This is a genomic window from Neobacillus sp. S1115 (assembly GCF_055385565.1).
Genome location: NZ_AP038275.1, coordinates 5,988,828 through 6,010,388, shown reverse-complemented (window position 1 = coordinate 6,010,388; position 21,561 = coordinate 5,988,828). Strand labels below are relative to the sequence as shown.

The following is a 21,561-nucleotide window of genomic DNA, read 5'->3' as shown; positions in this document are numbered from 1 at the left end:
TACTTTCCAAATGGGGACAAATACTTTCCAGAATCATGATTTTACTTACACCTTTTGGCCGAATACTTACCAAAATACCTGATTTACTTTCCAAACTTATTTTTCAGGGGGAATTCACTCCAAAAAGCCAGGCGGCGAGCCTGGCTCAGGTAACATATGAGATCCTTTTTAAAATTTACTCGTCAACCCCCATCTCGAGCGACTAAAACCACCCAAAAAAGGTAACTTTTCAATTAACTTTTTGGAGTGATTACCATTAATTTGGATATACTTTCCGATTTGGTGCGTTTACTTTCCAAATGGGGACAAATACTTTCCAGAATCATGATTTTACTTACACTTATTAGCCAAATACTTACCAGAATACCTGATTTACTTTCCAAACTTATTTTTCAGGGGGAATTCACTCCAAAAAGCCAGGCGGCGAGCCTGGCTTAGGTAACCATATGAGGTCCTTTTTAAAATTTACTCGCCAATTTTTGCAATTTACTCGCCAACCCAATCTCGAGCGACAAAACCACCCACAAAATGGTAACTTTTCAATTACCTTTTTGGAGTGATTACCATTAATTTGGATATACTTTCCGATTTGGTGTGTTTACTTTCCAAATGGGGACAAATACTTTCCAGAATTATGATTTTACTTACACTTATTAGCCAAATACTTACCAGAATACCTGATTTACTTTCCAACCCATTTTTCACAGGAAATCCGCGTGCTTAGGTTTCTGGATGCCACTGATATTTTTCAAGATCAATTACCCCATTTAAACCCACTGCCACGCCTTCGGCCTCTAGCGACAGCCATTGTTCGTTGTAGCCCTCGTCATCCTGCAGGGCGATTTTTCCTTGGGCATTGACGACCCTGTGCCAGGGCAGGCGGTGTTTCTTGCTCATGGAGTGGAGGACGCGGACGACCTGGCGGGCGGCGCGGTGACTTCCGGCGAGCCCCGCAATTTGTCCGTATGTCATGACTCTCCCCGGGGGGATATTTTTTATAATCGAAATAACTCTTTCCGTAAAAGGTGTCACTGTCGTAAAATCCTTTCTTAAATAACTTAACCACATTATATAATATTAAAAACGATTCAATATCACAGGCACTACAGAAAACTTGAAACCCTACATCTTTTTCAATGTTACTTACCACATTTCAATGTTTTTTTACCAAAACCCCAAATTTTCACAACACAAACATATCAAACACATATATTTTTCATCCGACAAATTTCTTGGGAAATAACGAGCGGCCCGCGATTATTTCTAAATAAACCATAGACGTGGCGCGGGTTCGGGGCTTTTTTCCTAAATGTCGAAAAATCACCTTATATTTGAATTTTCTAAAAATTGTCCAATACCTTGTCCCGTTTGTGTATTTTGTGCATAAACCCGTATCCAAGCTAATACAATGTTACAAACCTTTATACAAAGAGAGTGTTTGAGGTGAGGAGTCGTTTGAAGTTAGCGGGTATCCAGCCGGGGACATGATTATTCATCGTATGATCAGAAAGTGAAAACTTTCTGCCGTGTGACATGCAGGGCGAAATTTGGTGCCTGACACCATTCGTGGATACTGTCCACGTGGGGTGGACAATTCCAAATTCGCGTAAGCGCAAATATGAGCCAGTCAGCAGCTCGCACGGAAGCAGTATTCAGTCGAAGTGATAAGCGGGTCTCATTTCACACGTCTCACATCCAATTTAGGGAGGGCGAGAGTGTGCACGATTACATCAAAGAGAGGACTATCAAGATTGGGAAGTATATCGTGGAGACGAGGAAAACAGTTCGCGTCATTGCGAAGGAGTTTGGCGTATCCAAGTCTACAGTCCATAAGGATCTAACAGAGAGACTACCTGAGATTAATCCTGAGCTTGCAAACGAAGTGAAAGAAATTCTAGATTATCATAAATCCATTCGTCACTTAAGGGGCGGCGAGGCGACCAAAATGAAGTACCAGAAAGAAGAAAAAGAAGGAGAGGCTGTCAAATAAGCCGAGATTTTTTCAAAAATAAATGCCAATTAAAGAACTGGTGCCTTACACCATTTCTTTTTTTTACAAAAAAATGTCCCACCTTCTCATAGAATTTCCGATTCCGACAACATTCAGCAAAAAATTACATTGATTGTTTTAAAATGTTATGGATATTTTAATGAATGTGATAGAATAGACAATTAGGTAGAAGGAATCCGTCTTGAGGAGGAAAGGAAAGAGAATGTTTGCAAGGGATATTGGGATTGATTTAGGAACAGCCAACGTGTTAATCCACGTGAAGGGCCGCGGCATCGTATTAAACGAGCCTTCCGTAGTTGCAATCGACAGAAACACGAACCGGGTTTTGGCGGTCGGCGAAGAAGCACGCCGCATGGTTGGACGTACACCAGGAAACATCGTCGCAATTCGCCCGTTAAAGGACGGCGTCATTGCTGACTTTGATGTAACAGAAGCAATGCTGAAGCATTTTATTAATAAACTTAACGTTAAAGGCTTTTTATCGAAGCCGCGCATCTTAATTTGCTGCCCAACCAACATCACAAGTGTTGAGCAAAAGGCAATCAAGGAAGCTGCTGAAAAAAGCGGCGGGAAAAAGATTTATTTAGAAGAAGAGCCAAAAGTGGCGGCGATTGGCGCGGGCATGGACATCTTCCAGCCAAGCGGCAACATGGTAGTGGATATCGGGGGAGGAACGACGGATGTGGCCGTTCTGTCAATGGGCGATATCGTGACTTCTTCCTCCATCAAAATGGCGGGCGACAAGTTCGACATGGAAATCTTGAACCACATCAAGCGCGAATACAAGCTGTTGATTGGTGAGCGCACAGCTGAGAACATCAAAATCAACATCGCTACTGTCTTCCCAGGCTCTCGTTCTGAGGAAATGGAAATTCGCGGCCGTGACATGGTCAGCGGTCTGCCTCGCACGATCACTGTTCGTTCGGAAGAAATCGAGCAATCATTGCGGGAATCTGTGTCAGTCATCGTTCAGGCTGCAAAAAGCGTTCTTGAGCGCACACCACCTGAGCTATCAGCAGACATTATCGACCGTGGCGTCATCTTAACAGGCGGAGGCGCATTGCTGCACGGCATCGACATGCTGCTTGCGGAAGAGCTGAAGGTACCTGTTTTAGTAGCGGAAAATCCAATGGACTGTGTCGCCATCGGAACAGGCATCATGCTAGATAACATCGACCGAATTCCAGGCCGTAAGCTAGGATAATAAAACTGAATGTGGTAAGACCTCTTACCAATTTACAAAAGTCTAATGATAACGGCTGGACAAGCCTGGGTCATTGGGCTTTTTTTGATGCATGGGTGATGCATAGGGACGGTTCTCGTGCCTCACTTTTGGGTGAAGCATGGGGACGGTTCTCGTGCCTCAAAATGGACTCAGGAAAGTAAATGGGCCGAAAATGGAAGTAAACTTTAAAAATAGGTAAGTAAAACACCCGAATGGAAAGTAAATTCAAAAATCGGAAAGTAAATCCTCAAACTCGGAAAGTATTGGAAATCAAATTCCAGAAAACACCCCCTGAACCTCAGCTTGTCCCCATTTTCTGCGCCTTTTTAACATCAATTTACTTTTTCTTGCAAAAAGTTAATGTATAATCATGAATAATTTTTTATAATAGAATAAAATGTGCATCGTGTGTGGCTTCAAAATGGTTATAATATGTATTAACTCTAATCCCGTGTTGGTTGTTAGGCAAAATCCTTTGAAAAGGAATGGCGGGATTCAAAGGGGAAATTAAAATGTCATTAAATAATGTAGAACAACAGCAATTTCAATCGCGAGAGGAATATAAAAAGGCAAAGACAGATACCTTGCAAAAGGTGGACACAGCCGCTGTTAAAGAAAGACACACAGCGGAAGCAGAGCCGCAGAACCATGCCCGCATCAGAGTGCGGCTAATTCCAATCTGGCTTCGCCTCGTACTCTTGGTGGTGTTTTTCTTTGTCAGTCTTGTGGCTGGGGCGGCGGTCGGTTACGGTATCCTTGGCGGCGGCAATGCAGCCGATGTTTTTAAGGGATCTACTTGGACACATATTCAAGATCTAGTTGATAAAAAATAAACCGGGAAGGGCTTAGCCCTTCCCTTTTACATATCACAAATAGTACAATAAGAAATAAATATCTGTTCCTAGTAGGAGGTACTAAACTAAATGCTTGATATTAATGAAATCAAAGAAATCATCCCGCACCGCTATCCATTCTTGCTAGTAGATCGAATTTTAGAGGTGGAAGAGGGAAAAAGAGCGGTTGGCATTAAAAATGTTTCCGCCAATGAAGAATTTTTCAACGGCCATTTTCCGGATTATCCGGTTATGCCTGGGGTTTTAATCGTTGAAGCACTCGCGCAGGTCGGGGCAGTTGCCGTTTTGAAAAAAGAAGAAAACCGCGGCCGGCTGGCGTTTTTTGCAGGAATTGACAGCTGCCGTTTTAAAAAGCAAGTAAAGCCGGGCGACCAGCTGCGCCTTGAGGTGGAAATGGTGCGTTTGCGCGGACCAATCGGCAAGGGCAAAGCCGTGGCAACGGTTGACGGTGAAATCGCCTGTGAAGCGGAAATTACTTTTGCGCTTGGGGAAAAGAAGGAATAATTTTAAGGTTTAAATGGGATTTGGCGAGTAAAACTTGATTTTAGACGAGTAAATCCCGCAATTAGACGAGTAAAACTACAGAACTGACGAGTAAAGGCCGAGGGACAACCCTCGGCCTTTTTTACATGCAAAAAAATTCCATTCAAATTTTAAAAAACAACGGGAAAGCTATAAGTGTTAGGCAATAACATGAAAGTTGAAGGGAGTTTTTTGCTTGAAGAAGAAGCTGTTTATGCTGCTCACCGGTTCTGTTTTGTCAGCGATGATGCTGGTTGGCTGTAATAATGCAAGGAACGACATAAACCCGCCGCCGCCGAGGGTTGATAACGATTTGAATGACAATATGGATCGCAACGACCTGAATAATCGGAACAACCTGAACGACCGCGACAGGATGAATAACCGGTTGAACAACGATTTAAATGACAATCCGATGGATCGACGCAACCATTATCCGGAGTCTGAGGACAAGAACACACCAACTGACAAGGACTGGATTAAGGACAACAACACCAAGCAGGAAGATATTATCGAGGATGATATCGACCGCAAAGACAGAGACAACAAAGACGAATAAGGCAAAAGGGGACAGGTGCCAAAACGGCGCGCCTTGTCCCCTTTTTTTTAAGAAAATCCCGTCATCATTAAAGCTGCCGCAAGAATAGCAAAAATGATAACCAAAATATAAACGATGATGGCCAAAATTGTGATAATCCAGCCAAGCACCTTTCGTCCGGTTTGAATTAAATAAATTCCAAGCGCAATGGCCCCAAAGAAAAATCCCAATATCGCCCACAGCCATGGCCGCTTGCCGCGCTTCGGTGCGTCCACGGCTAAAAAAATGGCAATTATGACGTTTACAATCCAACTAGTCCAACTCATCTCTTTCTTTTGCCCCCTCCCAAATTTCTCCATATATATCAATAGTATGGGGAGGATTTGTCGAAAAAGCAAGATAATTTTTCCAAGAAAAAACCAGCCCGAAGACTGGTATAAACTTTACGTATTCTGGACCTTCAGCTTCGGCTTGCTCTGCATTTTATCCTTGAATTCGGCAAGGAGGGCGTCGCCCTGTAACCCTTTTTGAATGAGGCTGTCGAGCAGAAGCTCCGAATAGTCGCTTTTGTTGCGGCGCAGGTGACCTAAAAACAGAACGCTTGCGTGTTTTTCGAATTTCGTCAGTGAAGCGATTTTCGTTTGAAAATAAGCGGGTGCGTTTTCCTTCTTCGTAATAACGGCCTCGACAATGACTTCGCGGTTTTGCTCAGATATTTTTTTAAAATAATCATACAGGGAGAGATCAGTGGTGTACGCCTCAATCAGCCAGGTGGAGCGTTCGTCTTCTTTGTTGAGAATCAGGCCGTCTTCAAGCGGAACTTCAACCGATTTGTCATTTTCCACAACTTCCAGCGAGAATAATTTAAACGTCTTCATTACCAACCTCCTGTTTGTTTTTTCCTAATTATAACATACGCAAAAAAGAAGCAAATGTCGAAAAATATTTGACCGAAATAGGATTTTTAATTTATTTGTAAAAAAATGACCCCGTCTGTGACAAAAACCATCTCGAAAATTGCTTTTTCGAGAAAAATCGACTTTGAAACGGGCTGTATCGCGATTTTACTTTGCTTTGGCCCGGGTCTAAGATGAAATCATCAAATGTTGGAGGAGATGATACCTTGATTAATCAAGTAACGCTGGTTGGCCGCTTGACGAGGGACCCGGAATTGAATCAAACGACGGAGGGAACGCCGGTATCGCACATTACCTTGGCGGTGAATCGGAACTTCCGCAATCACAATGGCGAATTTGACACGGATTTTGTGCAGTGCACCCTGTGGCGAAATGCCGCTGAAAACACGTACAAATATTGTCGAAAAGGGGCGGTCGTCGGGATCACCGGACGGCTGCAAACCCGCCATTATGACGGGCGGGATGGAAAAAGGGTATACGTAACAGAGGTCGTGGCGGAAACGATTCGGTTTTTGAGTACGAAGCCGCAGGGGGCAGGGGCCGGGGAATCTAGAGCTGGGTCTTCGGTGCCGGTTTCTGGAGCTACAAATGGGCAGGGGACGAATCCCCCTGGACAAAGTTCAACCGCGGCATCCGGAACTTCGGGGGCAGCGGTCCAGTCCCAAGCTGCTGCACCCGGGCCAGCCCCAACAGCTGAATCGATTGCTGCATCATTACCATTTTAAGAGATGGAAAAAAGGAGGGGCTCTACCTTGGGTGCTCATGAAGAAGAATACGTCCATAACCTCGAGCAGTTACTCGAAACGTTAATCAAAATGGTTGGAAAGGCCAATCAAAAGGTCGACAGCCTGCAGCTACGGGTCAGCCAGTTGGAATGGCTGATCAAGGAACAGCAGCAGGAAAAAAGGGAGCGCAGCCCGATTCGGATTTACTCGTAGGTGGGCTCATATTGCGACCCTGGATTGGCGGAGATTTTGGTAAAAGTAAATGCAGGCAGCGGCGCCGCTGCCTGTTTTCAAGGAAAGTCTGTCGGTCACGATTCTCAACCAATTTCCCCGAACTGCCTCCGTTGAAAAAGAGAATCAAACATCTCTCCTGAACCAGCCTCATTTTTGGGAATTCCGGCAGTTTTTTGCCGGGATTTTTTTTGTATGAAGGGATTGGTATAAAAACCCACGATTTGACCATACTAATAGCAAAACCCCCTGTTTTTTAAAAAGAAGCCGCTGACCTCGTGTCAGCGGCTTCTTCGATTTTGTTAAAACCTCACGCTAAATCTTATCCCTATGCCGCTTAATAGCCCTAACGAGGCTCGCGATCATATCCGCATAAAACGCCCGGCGCTTAGGTGCCATTAAGTGGAGCTCCACCAGGGCCCTCTTTAACTCAGGCTCTTTTTGAAGCAATTCATAAATAATCGCCAAATCGGGATTCTCCAGGGTTTCCTTGGTAAGAAAGCCTGGCTCCACCTGTGGGAAATCGCCCTGATTCAACTCCCCGAGCAAATAATCCTCGTCTATTTTAAAAATTTCCGCAAACTACAGCAATGTTTGATAAGTGGGTACGCTGCGGCCGTTCTCAAATCGGCTGATTGTCGAGCGATGCAAATTCATCATGCTGGCCAGCGTGTCCTGGGACCAGTTTTGCCGATCACGAAGCTTCTTCAATTTTTCCGCTAGAGACATCCTTTTCACCGCCATCATAAAAACAAGTCCTAACTTTACCTTAACGGAAAAAATGGCCCATAGTCCAAATGTGCGTATCCTTCACATCGAGTGTCGTGAGAAGGGTGCACGTTGATTAAAAAATATGATCTCCCCAATTTTATTGAAAAGGAATATTAAAATTATTGTCGAATAATATGAAATGGTGTAGATAAATGTCAAAACAGGAGGTCTTTCATGGAAAAAACTTTTTTAGTAATAGTGGGTGAACAAATTAGCAGCGAGGAATGGCGATTAAAAAGAAAACCTAGTTTTATTGACATATTTATACTTTCATTGCAGTTATCTCACACAACTATGAACCCCTCATACCAATATATCCCCCTTGAAAACGGTGGGAAAATGCCCATTAATTTCTGTGATCAAGACTTCCAAATAATATACAACGAAAATAAAATACAGATTCTAGTAGGTGAAAAAGATCTCCCGGAGGAGGTAATCTATGAGATTCTGAGTCACTTTGTTCTGGTTGAAGGAAGCAAAGTGACAGCCCTTCGACATTTCCCTTTTGAAAAAACAAGTCTATTAATAAGGAAAAAACGGCGTACCGTGTCAGCGGAAAAGAAACTTAAAGATACTAGTGATTGTTTTAAACTAGAAGGAGGAATACTTCGGAAATTGTAGTTTATAGCGGGAACAACCCAAAAAGGTCATTGAAAAGTACCTGAGCCAGGCAGGACGCCTGGCTTTTTTGGATGGATACCCTCTGAAAATCAAATTGGAAAGTAAATCAGGTTTTTCGGTAAGTATTTGGCCAGAAGGCGGAAGAAAAATGATGAAAGTGGAAAGTATTTATCCCCATTTGGAAAGTAAACTCATTAAATCGGAAAGTATATCCAAATAAATGGAAATAATCCCAAAAAGGTCATTGGAAAAATACACGAGCCAGGCTGGACGCCTGGCTTTTTTGGATGGATACCCTCTGAAAATCAAATTGGAAAGTAAATCAGGTTTTTCGGTAAGTATTTGGCCAGAAGGCGGAAGAAAAATGATGAAAGTGGAAAGTATTTATCTCCATTTGAAAAGTAAACTCACCAAATCGGAAAGTATATCCAAATAAATGGAAATAATCCCAAAAAGGTCATTGGAAAAATACACGAGCCAGGCTGGACGCCTGGCTTTTTTGGATGGATTTCCTCTGAAAATCAAGTTGGAAAGTAAATCAGGTTTTTCGGTAAGTATTTGGCCAGAAGGCGGAAGAAAAATGATAAAAGTGGAAAGTAATTACCCCCATTTGGAAAGTAAACTCACCAAATCGGAAAGTATATCCAAATAAATGGTAATAATCCCAAGAAGGTAATTGAAAAAATACCTGAGCCTGGCTTTTTAGGTAGTTGGGGTCCGCTTGAGAAGGGGGTTGGCGAGTAAATCCTCATTTTTGACGAGTAAACTCACGAAATCGACGAGTAAATTTTAATAAAAGGTAAATTTCAGCCCCAATACTGGGCTCTCACCTCAATGGAAGTGTCCACCCCACACAGACAAATGTCCACGAACGGTGCCTGACACCTTTACCCACCATTTTCCAAAATGGCCCCGTTTTTTTGATTTATGACACCTTTTTGCCATAAAACAGCCATTTTTATCCAGTTTAAGTCGATTTGTGATATTCTTTTAATATTTTTGTAACATAACTGGTAAGTTTGTCTGTTATAAATAGATTAATAGGAGGGGAGTATATGCAATCCACGATCAAGCGTATTTTACTAGTAGTACTTACAATTGCTACATACGCATCAGGCACCATGGTTACATATGCACAAACAAGCAGTGAAGCACTTCGCAATGCTCAACAGCAGCTCCAGGAAAAACAGCAAATTGTTAATCAGCAGAAACAAGAACAGCAAGCTGTTAATCAAGAAATACAAGGAATTCAGAAAGAACTAGATTCAATATATGCATATATTACAAAGAACCAAGAAGAAATGGCCCAAACTCAGGCCAAAATCGACGAAGTGAACCAGCTGATTGAACAAAAGAAAGAAGAGATTGTTGCGCTTGAGGACAAGATCCTCGGCCGTAGCGAAATCATGAAAAAGCGGGCCGTGGCCATGCAGCAAAGCGACAATTTCAATATCATCATGAACGTATTCTTAGAATCTGAAAGCATTTCCGATCTCATTAAGCGTGCAAGCGCTGTCTCGACATTAATGGATGCTGACAAGGACATTTTGAATGCCCAAAAGGCAGACCTTCAGAAAATTGAAGACGACAAAAAGGAAATCGATAAGCAGGAACAGGTTTTACTGGAGCAGCAAAACGTTCTTGCCGCAAAGCAAGCTGAACTTGATCAAAACCTGCAAAAGCGTCAGGAAGTCCTAACGGCCATGCAGGATAAATATAATCAAATTACGCAACAATTGGCTCTAGCCGAGCAGGACAAAGCGAAAATCCAGTCACAAATGGCCGGTATTCAAGCGGCAATTGCCCAGCAGCAGGCAAGCGCACGCCCAGCTTCCGCACCAGCGCAGGATACCTCTAGCGCTAGTCTTAGCGGAAAGGAAATGTACGTAACCGCAACCGCGTACAGCCATGAAGATTCAGGCTCGATAACGGCAATGGGTTATAACATCGAGGCCAATCCAAATATGAAATTGATTGCAGTCGATCCGTCTGTTATCCCGCTTGGTTCGCGTGTATGGGTCGAAGGCTACGGCGAAGCGATTGCCGGAGACACTGGCGGCGCCATCAAAGGCCACCGCATCGACATCCTCAAGCCAAACAGTGCAGAAGCAAGAGCATGGGGAAGAAGAACCGTTAAGCTGATTATTTTAAATTAATTTTTGAAAAATAAAGTTCATGTGAAGCGGAGACCCGGTACTGGAGCGTGCCGGGTCTTTTTATATAGGCTCGAATAATTTGGTTGGTCACACAATGAAAAATGACTTCGAATCAAGCAGGAACCATTTCATATATTCAATATCGGTTCTTGCAGGAAATTTGTCCAAGTTTGTCGAACTATACTTAATGTGGAATTTTGACTTTCATAACCATAGATGAAGTGATCGTTTTTGTGTTTAGTATCGCTGGGCGATATGACTTGCGTATATATCGTTACGCGATACGGATAACCCCCTTGACGATACAGCTAAAGGCTTCGCGCATTAACAAAAAGAAAAATTATTGGAGATCTATTTTGGCGATATGCATTTAAACTTGAAGGAGGCTAAAAAGGGCGTTGTGGCGGTTGAGAAACTCAATCAAAAACAAGCGTCATCCTTAATAGAGTTCCTCCAGAAAGGAGCTTTGTATCGCTGGGCGATATAGCTTGAAATAAATCGAAAATACTTTCATAATGTAATAGAATAGGAGGTCCGATATGAGACGTGATATACAACCGAATGAGCGAGCTTTCTCTTCCAAAGAAGTGGCGGAAGAAGTGGGGATTGCAACACCTACTGTCCGAAAGTATGGCCAAATCTTAGAACGAAATGGATATGAGTTTTTAAAAGATGGCGATCGGCGTATCTTTGTTCAATCCGACCTCGAAGCACTTATATCGTTGCGCGATACAGACAAGCCTCTAGACGATACAGCTAAAGAACTTGTATATCAACAAAAAGAAAGACTAGAAAGATTCAATGAAACAGAGATAGCGGTATCCGATACATATGAAAATTTACCTGAAGACCCCAATCAATTAAAAGAGGTATTAAGGTTTTTAGTCAATGAGCTCGCAGCCACACGTGAAATGAATGTCCAACTGACAAACGATATGTCACAGCTTAGAACCGCGGTTTCTCGGTTACAACAAGATCATCACAGCATAAGTTCTAATATTGCAAATTCGGCGCAAAAAACTCAGGTTAAAATTGAAAAATTATCTGAACAACAAATGACCCAATATGAAACATTACTTCAACAAGAAAAACAAATGAACGAATTCTTACAAGCAGAAATACAAAATATGCGTGACGAACAGAAAAAAGAATGGTATTCACAAAATGATTTTAATAAACGCTTAGAGGAAGCGATACAAAAACCTAAAGGGATATGGGAGACGCTTTTTTTGTTATTCCGAAAATAAGAGGACTATTTAAGTTTTTTTGTTTCGTATCGCTATGCGATATAGGTACAATTAACTTCTTTTTCAATCTGAAATCGGAGCGTTATATCGATACCCGATACAGACAAGCCCCTAGACGATATTACAATCAAATCAAAACGAATATTCCTTTGTTTCAAATAGTTGGATTCATTATTCTTCAAATTTCAACAAATTCCCGGGAAATACCTAAAATTTTGCTAATGATTACGCCAAATAACGCTCAGAAAAATCTGAGCGTTTTTACTTGTCATTCATATTGCTAATTTACTGTTAAAACATATGTTAATTAGTTTGTTATTTACATTGTTTTTAGCGTCTTTCTCCTCATCATTCGAACCCGTTAACTTAACTTAGATCGACATTTTTTCTGCGGAATCAACCGTATGTTTCAACAAAGTCGCAATGGTGATAGGTCCGATGCCGCCAGGAACAGGAGTGATGGCACTTGCTGCTTCGTAACATGTGTCATAATCAATATCCCCGACATTGCCTTTATTGTAACCTGCATCTAATACAACGGAACCCTGCTTTAACCAGCTGCCCTGAATAAATTTAGGCCGTCCCACCGCTGCCACAACAATATCTGCCTGCTTTAAGATTTCAGGTAAATTGGCTGTTTTTGAATGGCATGTCGTAATGGTCGCATTGGCATTAAGAAGTAACGCGGAAACAGGTTTCCCTAAGATCGGGCTTCTGCCCACTACGACAGCATGTTTACCCTCAATTGGAATCTGGTAATAGTCTAACATTTTCATAATGGCCGCTGGTGTGCAGGAAGGATATTCGCCAAACCCTAGTGCTGTCTGTCCGTAGCCTGCACTTGTGACACCATCCACATCTTTTCGAATATCAATGGCTTCAAAGGCAGCACGTTCATCAATATGCGATGGAACCGGATGCTGCAAAAGAATGCCATGAACCGCTGGATCGTTATTTAACTCTTTAATTTTTTCAATCAGCTCTAAAGTCCCTGTTTCTGCGGATAATTGCACGCGAATAGACTCCATGCCAAGTCTTTTGCAGGCATTTCCTTTCATTCTTACATAGGTCTCTGAAGCGGGATTATCGCCAACTAAAATCGTTGCGAGGCATGGCGTGATGCCTTTATTTTTTAAAACTTCAATTCGTGCTTTCAAGCCTTCCTTAATTTCTGTCGCAACGACATTTCCATCCAAAATGATTTTTTCCATAACAAGCCCTCCTGAAAAAATGTAATAAAAAAGAGATAAGGATATAATCCTTATCTCTGCCCAGACGACCCGACACTATATAAAACACAGCTTCCTTGTGGTCGTTTCCACATTTGTCGTCAGTAACTGTGTCCGTTTCAATGTTATAAGTAAAAGATAACATATAAGCACAAAATGTCAATGGAATAAATCCTTAATTGATATTGTACTATTGTTTTAGTAATCTGTTTAAGGAAATTAGAAATGGGAGAGAAACTCATTTGGAAATAAAGAAAAAGAAGTATACAAAATGGTCTTTTAAAATTATTTTGATATTAATAGGTTTGCTGTTTATAAAAGTTTCAGAAGCAGTTGTATTGCAACGAATCATTCATTGGATTTGGAAGATACCGTTGGATGGAATGGAAGAAATCATTGACATCATTGTTACGGTTTTAATTTTTATGCCTTTCCTCTTTATTGTGATGAAGCAACGGATTACGTTAGAGAGAGCGGAAGAAAAGTACAAAGAGCTGGCCTATTATGACCCCGTGACAGGGCTCTCGAATCGTCGTTACTTTGATATGCAATTAAGCCATTCTCTTATGCGAAAAAGCAATACTGGGGCTGTCTTGTTACTTGATATTGATGGGTTTAAACAGGTAAATGATACGTATGGGCATGATGTTGGCGATCTTTTATTGAAGGAAATAGGAATTCGACTTATGGGATGTATAGGTAAAGAAAATACGGTCTCACGTTTTGCGGGAGATGAATTTATCATTTACCTTCCAAACACAGATAAACCTTTAGTATTAGAGTATGTGGAAAGAATCATCAGTGAAATTAACAAGCCTGTCACCATCAATGAAAATCCAATTTGTACTTCGACCAGTGTCGGGATTGCCTTTTTCCCAGAACACGGAATAGAGGCAAAGACGTTAATAAAAAATGCGGATATCGCCATGTATAAAGCTAAATTACGCGGGAAAAACACGTTTGTTATATTTGAGCTGCCGCCCGAATTGATCTTAAAAGACGGGAAGGGATAGACTAGGCGGCTTAGGAAGGAAGAACAGTCATTATAATGTATAAGGGCTGTTTTTCTTTTCAGACTTTGAGTATGTTTAGTTCTCCTTAGATTTTGCTATGCTTCTAACTTCATCAACAGTAAGTCCAGTACGTTTAGCGAAAGGAGATCGGGCATTGGGCCGATAAAGATAAAGAAATTTATCCATTAGGGACAATTGCACAGACTCATTAAAAAAAATCCAGTAGAATATCAAGGACTATAATTTTAAGGAGTTGAAGAGTAGTGTCTTTACCCGGCATACCGAATATAACGCCTACCATTTCGCTTAGTGTGGGGCAAACTGTTCCATTGTTACTGGCTTCTGTTGCTCTTGAGGAGTTGGCTCTTGCTCACCTTTTGAATGCAGAAGCTGAAAAACTTCAACTTGTTCTTGGTACATTAACCCCAACAAGAACTACATTTTCCCCTGCAACCGTTTCATTGACTAATCTTCTTGATACTGATACAAGTGTTCAAAGGACCCTTCGTGACGTCATCAAGAAAGAAATGCTGTTGGAGTTCAAGTTTGAAAATATCCTAGATTTAATCCCAACTATCACCACAACTCCAACGGGGGTTGGTACCCTGACAATGACGAAAGCGGCAGCGCCAAATCCTGTGCAGGTAGGGCAACTGCTTACCTACACAATTGTGGTGTCAAATACGGGAACCGGACCCCTAACCAATTTACTGATATCCGAGCCGATACCAGCAAGTACCAACCTTGTGTCAACGAATGCCCCAGTAGGATTTACCACTACTGAAACACCAGCCGGAAACCCAACATTGGTAACCTTCACAACACCTTCACTTGCTCCTTCAAGTTCTGCCACTATAACGGTTGTAGTAAGGGTGCTAGGTTCTGCAGGACCTTCTGTTACAAATATCGCCACTGCGATTGCAGATGGAGTAGCTCCTGTAAGTGCAACAACTACTGTAACAGTGCAGAGGGGGGGATAACTCCTGTAACTAGATCGACAACTACAACGGTAGGTTGACCACTTGCATTAACACAAGAAGGGGAGATTGTTTTTGGTGTCCCTGCTGACGCAAAAGGTTTGTCCTTAAAGTACGTGGAGGATTTACAGGAAAAGAAATGACACTTAAAGTGGAATAGGAGCACATGATTTTATGGAATCCTGACAAAAACAGACCAAGGATGGGATCACAATGATTCCATCCTTTCATTCTGTATTCATCATTTAACTACTCCTACTATTTATTCAATCATTTTCAATTATGACATTTTTTATAATTAGAATTAGTTTCTTTATAATGGTTTATAAAAAAACAGCGGCCTCTAAAGCCGCTGTCCTCCCCATGCGTCCAAATGTCCACGCGCGGTCCCTGACACCATTATCCAAGATGCACCAAATCCCTAAGCTCATCCGTAGAAAGCTCCGTAATCCAGTTCTCACTCTGAATAATCTGGTCATTTAAAAATTGCTTCTTCTCCAGCATGGCGTCGATTTTTTCTTCGAGTGTGCCGGTGCAGATGAGTTTGTGCACGTGCACGAAGCGTGATTGGCCAATCCGGTAGGCCCGGTCGGTCGCTTGGTTTTCAACGGCAGGGTTCCACCAGCGGTCGTAGTGGATGACGTGGTTTGCCGCCGTCAAGTTCAACCCGGTACCGCCAGCCTTTAACGACAGCAGGAACACTGGGAACTCCCCGTTCTGGAAACGCTCAATCATTGTATCACGCTGCGTCTTCGGCACACTTCCGTTCAAAAATGGTACCTCGATGCCAAATTTCTTCTTCAGGGCACTCCGTATCATTTCGCCCATTTCGATATATTGGGTGAAAATCAGACAGCTTTCGCCCTGGTCCAAAACCGAATCGACCAGCTCGACAAGCTTTTCCAACTTGTTCGATCGCTCGAGAAGTTCCCGGCTCGCTGACTTTTCCTTCAAGTAGAGGGCAGGGTGGTTACACAGCTGCTTCAAGCGGCCCAGCATTTGCAACACTAACCCTTTACGTTCAAAGCCAGTCAATTTTTCAATCTGTTCAAATGTATCGTGAATGAGCTGCTCATAAAGCGATGCTTGCTCAGCCGTAAGTGGGCAGTATTCCTTTTGCTCCAACTTGTCAGGCAGGTTCAGCGCTACTTCCTCATCCTTTTTCGTCCGCCGCAGCAGGAACGGCCGAATCAACGACTGCAGCTGCTGGATTTTATCTTTCTTTTCATCCTTTTCAATCGGGATGATATACCGTTTCTGGAACTGGCCTAAGCTGCCAAGATAGCCATGATTGGTAAAATCAAAGATCGACCACAGTTCGGATAGGCGGTTTTCCATCGGCGTCCCGGTCAGGGCCACATGATGGCGTCCGCGCAATCTTCGTACCGCTTTGGATTGCTTTGTTTGGGCATTCTTAATGTTCTGCGCTTCATCGATGGCAATCGTGCTCCATTGAACGGACTCGAATTCCTCGGAATCTAGATGACTCAGGCCGTAGGAGGTGAGGACCACATCCACATCCTGAGCTTTTTCTGAAAAGTTAGCCTCTTTAAGTCGGTTCGAGCCGTAGTGGAGGTACACGTTCATCTCCGGAGCAAACCGCTCAATTTCCTTTTGCCAGTTGCCGAGCACGGAGGTAGGGCAGATGATTAAGGCTGCGTTCGTCGGTAACTTGGCAGGGGCGGCATCCTCTTTTTTCTTGCGGCGCGGTTTTGCAACCGCAGGTGTAATAGGGGTTTCCGTTTCAGCAGCCGTGGTTAGACTTTCCACGGTAGAAACAGTGTCAACGTCGGCATCGGTTTCAGGCGCCGTAGCCTGGCTATCCAGCGTATCAGCCACAACTGGCGCCTCCACAACCTCTCCCGGAACCACCTTCACAACCTCCCCAGCGTCATCCTTTACCTTCAACAAATAAGCAATCAACTGAATTGTCTTCCCGAGCCCCATATCATCAGCTAACACAGCACCAAACCCGTACTGCCGCAAAAACCATAGCCAGCTCATCCCAAGCTGCTGATACGGTCTCAATTCTCCGTTCAATCCCTCAGGCACATCCACAAGCGGAATTTCATTTGCCTCCGACAACTGCTTCACCATCTGCTTCCACTGCCGGTTCAGCTCAATTTGAATCTTTGCGAACACCTTGGGATTCTCTAGTTCCTCTTCGCTGCCATCACCTGAATTAACTAGCTCCTGCTCAATCAAATCCCGAACCTGCAGTCCCTCTTTTTCGGCACGTTTCATCAAATCCTGAATTTGTCGAATGAACTGCGGGTCGAGCTTCACCCAACGGCCACGAATATAGACGAGCCTCCGCTTTTCCTCGACAAGCTGATGGAACTCATCCTCGGACAAATCGACACCATTCATTGAAAAGCGCCAGTTGAAATCGAGCATCGCATCCAGACCGACAAACGACGGCCGGTGGCTCGACGTTCCCTTAAGTGACGCCTTCACGCGCAAATTGGCATTTTTCATCGCCTGCCACCAGGAAGGGAGGAGGATTTCGACATCCAGCGCCAACAGCGTTTCGCTCGCGTCCGTCAAAAACATCCACGCTTCTTCCTCGGTGAGCTCTGTTTTCAACGCAGCAGGGCTGCTCCCGTCATCCGCATCCGTCGAAGCCCCATCGCCAAGCCATGGAAACAGCCGTACCCAGCGGGCCTGCTCACGGTCAACCTTATCCAGAAACGGGCGCCACTTCGCCGGAATCCGCTTCACATCTTCGACATCGACAATCTCATCGACATTTTTCTTCCCGCGCAAAAACACATCCAGGCTCCAGTCGCCTTCGCCGTCTTCAGGCTCATCCAGCCGCAAGCCAATCGTAAACGGAGCCTCGCTCTCCTTGATTCCGACCCACTCGAGCCAGCTTTCCTCATCAAAGTAACGCGCCAGCTCCAAGCCTGACAAATTCTGTTTCTTCAATAAATCAAGCTTCGGCCCAAACAGCTCCTTCGCCGCATTATTCCTAGTCAAAAAAGAATCCAGCGCACTGTTATACAAATCTGAAATATAGCTGAGAGCGGTAGGTGAGGCAGGGGGACGGTTCTCATGCCTCACTTCATCTGCCTCTGATGATGCGCGAGAATCGTCCCCATGCACCATTTCATCCGTCTGCGATGATGCAGAAGAACCGTCCCCGTGCACCATTTGTTCCCAAAACTCGGGATGGAATTCATCCATCACGCGCTCGGGCAGCTTCCAGCGGAATTCGCCGTCCGGGCCCCATACGGAAAAGTCCGGGTGCCAGTCTTTTTCAACAATGCCCTCGTACATGGAGTCGGCGGCCGCCAAGCAAATTTCGGACTCTTCATTCCAGTCCCACTCGATAAAGCGGTTGAACGATTCCTTGGCAAAGAGCGACACGAGCTGCCAACCGTTCACAACCACGCCTTCGACACCATCCACGGTCATCTCATCCAGGACTGTCCCGAAAAAACTCTCCTCGTGGCTGCTGAAGACAAGATTCTTCCACCTGAAAGGACTCATGGACCTGCCGTGCTCATCTTGGGCCGTCAGCAGAAACCGGTCATCACCTAATTTAGTTGTCAGCAATTTCAAAAACCTGGTTTTAAGCATGGAAAACGTGCTCCTTTATAGGAGGGCCGCTTAAAGTTAGACCCTCGAATACCTTTTTCTTTAAAAAAGGTAATTTAAAAATAAATGTATGTAGTAAATCTATAATTGCCTGCAAAAAAGTTTTATAAGTTACCTGTTTTCAGCAAAAAAGTCTTCAGTCCTTTAAAAAATTCAGCCTATTAGCGGATTTTGGCACTCTATTAGCGAATTGACGGGTTCTATTAGCGAATATCAGCATTCTATTAGCGAATTTTCATGTTTTATTAGCGAATCGAAAAATTACTCGACTCTGAACCCAAAAATCGTAACAAAATATAGTTGGAGCCATTCGGCCCCAATACTATATCAACTTACTCCGCTGACACTCCTCATGAAAAGCCCGCAGCCTCTTCGTACGCTCCAGCAGCCCTTCGATAAAGTACTCCCAGTCATCAACGCGCTTCAACTTCTTGTACAGTGTCCGCAGTTTCTTCAAGTGCCTTACTGCCGCCCGGTAACTCGAACGGTTTTTCTGGTCAATCTCCCGCTGCGCCGTTTGATGCAGCATTCCCAGCAGTACCTCGGGCCGTTCCTTCTCAACGACCTTAACCCGATCCTTCGGCAATTCATAATAATCGAACCCGACAAACGCCTGAAGCTCACCCCAGCGGTCATAATCGCCGCGCTCGAACAACAAATACTCATAATCCGCAAAGCTGTAGGGGAGTGATACCAATAAAGCCCGCTCATACAAATCTAATCGGCCATTCTCCGAACAATACGGCGCAATTGCCCGCATCACACTTCGTACAAATACTGAACAGCTTTGATATGACACAAGCCCATCCAAATACTCCTTCAGCTTTCCCAAAAACATCTCAATCACAGGCTCCACGCGGCGCCACAATTTCGGACCCGTAAAATATTCAATCCAAAACACCATATACGGCACAAACCGGACATCCGTTACACCGCCGGCCAGCTTCAACGCCAAATCATCATTTCCGAGCAAGAAATACAGATGAATCATCGTCACCTGAAAAGGGAGCGGGTTCTCTGACTCCTCAAGCGCCTTCAACCTAGAACCAATCCGGAGCGCTTCCTCCTGCCGCCACTCCTTCTTCCTGAACAGCTCAGTCCACAACTGGCGGTGCATATATACCCGTTCAATTTCATACCCCGCAACACACGTCAGGACCTCAAACGACTCATCCCGCAGCCGCTCAATAAACTCATCGAACGCAAATGGCATCGTCTGTACGACCAACCGTTCCACCAAATCCGCCGTATCCTCGAGCAAATTTTCAAAACAATGCCCATAAGCCTTCCTTACGACATGTTCCTCAAAACCAAGCTCTTCGCTCAACACCAGCAGCTTCCGAAACGATACGATCGACGCGACCAGCTCATACAGCAGGCGCCATTCCTTCTCCACCGGCGCACTCGCCCCGACCCGCTTCATATGAATCCCGAACAGCTCTGAGACCACATACGGGTTCGAATGCTTTTTAGAGGCAACCAACGCATCAAAACTCGACTCAAACGACTGCACCCAGCGGTCATAGTCCGGCTTCATAAGCCCAGCCGCCTTCACCAAATCCTTCGCGGCCTGCAGACCCCAGCTCGCCACCGACTTCGTCTCCCGCACCGGCTCACGCCACTCCGCAAGCCAATCCGAAACACTCGCTTCCTTTGCATACGCTGCAAAAAACACGGCCAACTGATGCCGGCAAAGCTCTTCACCAGGGCACGAGCAATCACTCATCCCCAAAAACTCCGGGTCCAACCGCACCTTCGCCGGCGACACATCCTGCACCACCGCCGTATACTCCCCGTTCTCAAAGCGAAGCTGCGTCACCAGACCCTGCCGGTACAGCATCATCCCCTTCTGAACCAGCCGTGCATCATCCGCCGCATTCGCATTCAGTATATCCTTCAATTCATCCGCAAGCCCCTGTAACACCTCGTTCACAGGCATCGCTCCCTTTACCCAAAAAATCCATATTCCTCTATTATACCCAAAAATCCGCAACACGAGGAGCAAATGCTCAAGCCTCTACGAAAAACGGTATCATTTCACCAAAAAGCCCTAAAAATTGGTGTCAGGCACCGCCCGTGAACAATCCGAGCTCACAGCTCAAATTCTGCTTTCATTGTCCGATGACTGACAAATTCTTTACACCTTAGGTACTACTGCCTAAGTAGTAGAAAGTTGTATGTCAAAATTCCCAAAATTTGTGAATTTAGAAGGAGATTTCCACTTCTGCGCTGAAATTATATAAATATACTTCTTTTGGGAGGAAGACTGAATGAGAACTACCCACCAATATAGATCTCCTTATGCCGCGATGTTGTGGTCGACGGTACTGCCGGGGTTCGGACAATTTTACAACCGCGATTATATAATGGGATTTACGTTGCTGATATTGGAATTCGTCATCAATGTGAAAGCGAAATTAAATCTTGCCCTCATCTTCTCATTTGATGGGAACCTGCCGGGGGCCAAGCCGCCGATCGATTACAGCTGGGGATTGTTTTATCCGTCACTTTATGGCTTCGCCATTTGGCACGCCTACAATACGGCCAAGACGAATAATCAGAAACTGGAAGGAAATGTGGAGAACAGGACTTATCTGTCGGGCTTTTTTCTCGGAATCGTCCTCGGGATGGATTTTGGCCTGTTCTGGCATGACGGTCCCATATTGAAAAATTTGCCGCTTTTCGACGCCCCCGTGTTCAACGGAATCTTCTTCGGCCTGGTGATGGGATTAATCGGGCAGCTTATGGAAAACAATGTTTATCGAAAAAATAAAAGGAAGAAGATGAGAGCAACTTAATATGGAATATTACCAGAGCCAGGCTGCCCGCCTGGCTTTTTAGCTGTTTGGTTATAGCGGAAAAATAGGGTAGGCGAGTAAAATGCAAATTTCGAGGATTAAATCCCGAAATTAGGCGAGTAAAAA

Annotated in this window: 21 protein-coding genes and 1 riboswitch; of the genes, 13 read left to right on the top strand and 8 right to left on the bottom strand. The window is 44.2% G+C overall.

Features of this window, described 5'->3' with window-relative positions:
• Positions 1–720: 720 nt before the first annotated feature.
• Positions 721–1,032: an MGMT family protein gene (locus tag ACZ5B7_RS29180; protein ID WP_464492051.1), complete on the bottom strand. Its 312-nt coding sequence runs from the start codon at positions 1,030–1,032 to the stop codon at positions 721–723.
• Positions 1,033–1,717: 685 nt separating this feature from the next.
• Here ACZ5B7_RS29180 and spoIIID point away from each other — a divergent pair.
• The 5 genes from spoIIID to ACZ5B7_RS29155 all read left to right on the top strand — a co-directional run bounded on the left by spoIIID (position 1,718) and on the right by ACZ5B7_RS29155 (position 5,171).
• The gene (gene spoIIID, locus ACZ5B7_RS29175; RefSeq protein ID WP_007086083.1) at positions 1,718–1,990 is read left to right on the top strand and encodes a sporulation transcriptional regulator SpoIIID; all 273 of its coding nucleotides are present in this window, start codon (positions 1,718–1,720) and stop codon (positions 1,988–1,990) included.
• A gap of 223 nt (positions 1,991–2,213) precedes the next feature.
• Positions 2,214–3,215: a rod shape-determining protein gene (mreB, locus tag ACZ5B7_RS29170; protein ID WP_213117187.1), complete on the top strand. Its 1,002-nt coding sequence runs from the start codon at positions 2,214–2,216 to the stop codon at positions 3,213–3,215.
• Positions 3,216–3,748: 533 nt separating this feature from the next.
• Positions 3,749–4,069, top strand: coding sequence for a DNA-directed RNA polymerase subunit beta (locus ACZ5B7_RS29165; RefSeq protein WP_464492050.1), 321 nt, complete (start codon positions 3,749–3,751; stop codon positions 4,067–4,069).
• 90 nt (positions 4,070–4,159) lie between these two features.
• Positions 4,160–4,594, top strand: coding sequence for a 3-hydroxyacyl-ACP dehydratase FabZ (gene fabZ, locus ACZ5B7_RS29160; RefSeq protein WP_378586710.1), 435 nt, complete (start codon positions 4,160–4,162; stop codon positions 4,592–4,594).
• Between the two features lie 214 nt (positions 4,595–4,808).
• Positions 4,809–5,171, top strand: coding sequence for a hypothetical protein (locus ACZ5B7_RS29155; RefSeq protein WP_464492049.1), 363 nt, complete (start codon positions 4,809–4,811; stop codon positions 5,169–5,171).
• A 47-nt stretch (positions 5,172–5,218) separates the two neighbouring features.
• Here ACZ5B7_RS29155 and ACZ5B7_RS29150 read toward each other — a convergent pair whose 3' ends face one another.
• Both ACZ5B7_RS29150 and ACZ5B7_RS29145 read right to left on the bottom strand, forming a co-directional pair.
• Complete coding sequence (locus ACZ5B7_RS29150) at positions 5,219–5,476, bottom strand: hypothetical protein (RefSeq protein WP_464492048.1); 258 nt, start codon at positions 5,474–5,476, stop codon at positions 5,219–5,221.
• Between the two features lie 117 nt (positions 5,477–5,593).
• Positions 5,594–6,028, bottom strand: a complete 435-nt coding sequence (locus ACZ5B7_RS29145) for a YwpF-like family protein (protein ID WP_464492047.1) — start codon at positions 6,026–6,028, stop codon at positions 5,594–5,596.
• A gap of 245 nt (positions 6,029–6,273) precedes the next feature.
• Between ACZ5B7_RS29145 and ACZ5B7_RS29140 the strand changes: the two genes are divergently transcribed.
• Both ACZ5B7_RS29140 and ACZ5B7_RS29135 read left to right on the top strand, forming a co-directional pair.
• On the top strand, positions 6,274–6,792 hold the full coding sequence (locus ACZ5B7_RS29140; protein ID WP_464492046.1) for a single-stranded DNA-binding protein: 519 nt from the start codon (positions 6,274–6,276) through the stop codon (positions 6,790–6,792).
• 27 nt (positions 6,793–6,819) lie between these two features.
• The gene (locus ACZ5B7_RS29135; protein WP_213118011.1) at positions 6,820–7,005 is read left to right on the top strand and encodes a hypothetical protein; all 186 of its coding nucleotides are present in this window, start codon (positions 6,820–6,822) and stop codon (positions 7,003–7,005) included.
• A 333-nt stretch (positions 7,006–7,338) separates the two neighbouring features.
• Here ACZ5B7_RS29135 and ACZ5B7_RS29130 read toward each other — a convergent pair whose 3' ends face one another.
• Together ACZ5B7_RS29130 and ACZ5B7_RS29125 are read right to left on the bottom strand one after the other, a co-directional pair.
• The gene (locus ACZ5B7_RS29130; protein ID WP_464492045.1) at positions 7,339–7,491 is read right to left on the bottom strand and encodes a hypothetical protein; all 153 of its coding nucleotides are present in this window, start codon (positions 7,489–7,491) and stop codon (positions 7,339–7,341) included.
• 114 nt (positions 7,492–7,605) lie between these two features.
• Entirely contained in the window at positions 7,606–7,752 is a 147-nt protein-coding gene (locus ACZ5B7_RS29125; protein ID WP_464492044.1) for a helix-turn-helix domain-containing protein, read from the bottom strand.
• 216 nt (positions 7,753–7,968) lie between these two features.
• On the opposite strand from ACZ5B7_RS29125, the gene ACZ5B7_RS29120 reads away from it, so the two are divergent.
• From ACZ5B7_RS29120 to ACZ5B7_RS29110, 3 genes are all read left to right on the top strand, one after another.
• The gene (locus ACZ5B7_RS29120; RefSeq protein ID WP_464492043.1) at positions 7,969–8,415 is read left to right on the top strand and encodes a hypothetical protein; all 447 of its coding nucleotides are present in this window, start codon (positions 7,969–7,971) and stop codon (positions 8,413–8,415) included.
• A gap of 1,055 nt (positions 8,416–9,470) precedes the next feature.
• Complete coding sequence (locus ACZ5B7_RS29115) at positions 9,471–10,571, top strand: PcsB-like coiled-coil domain-containing protein (protein ID WP_464492042.1); 1,101 nt, start codon at positions 9,471–9,473, stop codon at positions 10,569–10,571.
• Between the two features lie 539 nt (positions 10,572–11,110).
• Entirely contained in the window at positions 11,111–11,818 is a 708-nt protein-coding gene (locus tag ACZ5B7_RS29110; RefSeq protein ID WP_464492041.1) for a hypothetical protein, read from the top strand.
• Between the two features lie 371 nt (positions 11,819–12,189).
• Here the strand turns inward: ACZ5B7_RS29110 and ACZ5B7_RS29105 are convergent, their stop codons facing one another.
• Positions 12,190–13,029 (bottom strand): bifunctional 5,10-methylenetetrahydrofolate dehydrogenase/5,10-methenyltetrahydrofolate cyclohydrolase, encoded by an 840-nt coding sequence (locus ACZ5B7_RS29105; protein ID WP_464492040.1) that lies wholly within the window; start codon positions 13,027–13,029, stop codon positions 12,190–12,192.
• A gap of 51 nt (positions 13,030–13,080) precedes the next feature.
• A riboswitch (ZMP/ZTP riboswitch) is annotated at positions 13,081–13,166 on the bottom strand.
• A gap of 123 nt (positions 13,167–13,289) precedes the next feature.
• Between ACZ5B7_RS29105 and ACZ5B7_RS29100 the strand changes: the two genes are divergently transcribed.
• Positions 13,290–14,060, top strand: coding sequence for a diguanylate cyclase domain-containing protein (locus ACZ5B7_RS29100; RefSeq protein WP_464492039.1), 771 nt, complete (start codon positions 13,290–13,292; stop codon positions 14,058–14,060).
• A 263-nt stretch (positions 14,061–14,323) separates the two neighbouring features.
• A complete protein-coding gene (locus tag ACZ5B7_RS29095; RefSeq protein WP_464492038.1) occupies positions 14,324–15,040 on the top strand; it encodes a hypothetical protein in 717 nt (238 codons plus the stop codon).
• A 396-nt stretch (positions 15,041–15,436) separates the two neighbouring features.
• Here ACZ5B7_RS29095 and ACZ5B7_RS29090 read toward each other — a convergent pair whose 3' ends face one another.
• Positions 15,437–18,619: a DEAD/DEAH box helicase gene (locus ACZ5B7_RS29090; protein WP_464492037.1), complete on the bottom strand. Its 3,183-nt coding sequence runs from the start codon at positions 18,617–18,619 to the stop codon at positions 15,437–15,439.
• A 340-nt stretch (positions 18,620–18,959) separates the two neighbouring features.
• Positions 18,960–20,576, bottom strand: a complete 1,617-nt coding sequence (locus ACZ5B7_RS29085) for an SWIM zinc finger family protein (RefSeq protein ID WP_464492036.1) — start codon at positions 20,574–20,576, stop codon at positions 18,960–18,962.
• A gap of 331 nt (positions 20,577–20,907) precedes the next feature.
• On the opposite strand from ACZ5B7_RS29085, the gene ACZ5B7_RS29080 reads away from it, so the two are divergent.
• Positions 20,908–21,435, top strand: a complete 528-nt coding sequence (locus tag ACZ5B7_RS29080; protein WP_464492035.1) for a hypothetical protein — start codon at positions 20,908–20,910, stop codon at positions 21,433–21,435.
• Positions 21,436–21,561: the final 126 nt, after the last annotated feature.

Coding starts and splice junctions, on each gene's coding strand:
- mreB (WP_213117187.1), top strand. CDS start 2,214: ATGTTTGCAAGGGATATTGGGATTGATTTAGGAACAGCCAACGTGTTA.
- ACZ5B7_RS29165 (WP_464492050.1), top strand. CDS start 3,749: ATGTCATTAAATAATGTAGAACAACAGCAATTTCAATCGCGAGAGGAA.
- fabZ (WP_378586710.1), top strand. CDS start 4,160: ATGCTTGATATTAATGAAATCAAAGAAATCATCCCGCACCGCTATCCA.
- ACZ5B7_RS29150 (WP_464492048.1), bottom strand. CDS start 5,476: ATGAGTTGGACTAGTTGGATTGTAAACGTCATAATTGCCATTTTTTTA.
- ACZ5B7_RS29145 (WP_464492047.1), bottom strand. CDS start 6,028: ATGAAGACGTTTAAATTATTCTCGCTGGAAGTTGTGGAAAATGACAAA.
- ACZ5B7_RS29125 (WP_464492044.1), bottom strand. CDS start 7,752: ATGTCTCTAGCGGAAAAATTGAAGAAGCTTCGTGATCGGCAAAACTGG.
- ACZ5B7_RS29120 (WP_464492043.1), top strand. CDS start 7,969: ATGGAAAAAACTTTTTTAGTAATAGTGGGTGAACAAATTAGCAGCGAG.
- ACZ5B7_RS29115 (WP_464492042.1), top strand. CDS start 9,471: ATGCAATCCACGATCAAGCGTATTTTACTAGTAGTACTTACAATTGCT.
- ACZ5B7_RS29110 (WP_464492041.1), top strand. CDS start 11,111: ATGAGACGTGATATACAACCGAATGAGCGAGCTTTCTCTTCCAAAGAA.
- ACZ5B7_RS29105 (WP_464492040.1), bottom strand. CDS start 13,029: ATGGAAAAAATCATTTTGGATGGAAATGTCGTTGCGACAGAAATTAAG.
- ACZ5B7_RS29090 (WP_464492037.1), bottom strand. CDS start 18,619: ATGCTTAAAACCAGGTTTTTGAAATTGCTGACAACTAAATTAGGTGAT.
- ACZ5B7_RS29085 (WP_464492036.1), bottom strand. CDS start 20,576: ATGCCTGTGAACGAGGTGTTACAGGGGCTTGCGGATGAATTGAAGGAT.
- ACZ5B7_RS29080 (WP_464492035.1), top strand. CDS start 20,908: ATGAGAACTACCCACCAATATAGATCTCCTTATGCCGCGATGTTGTGG.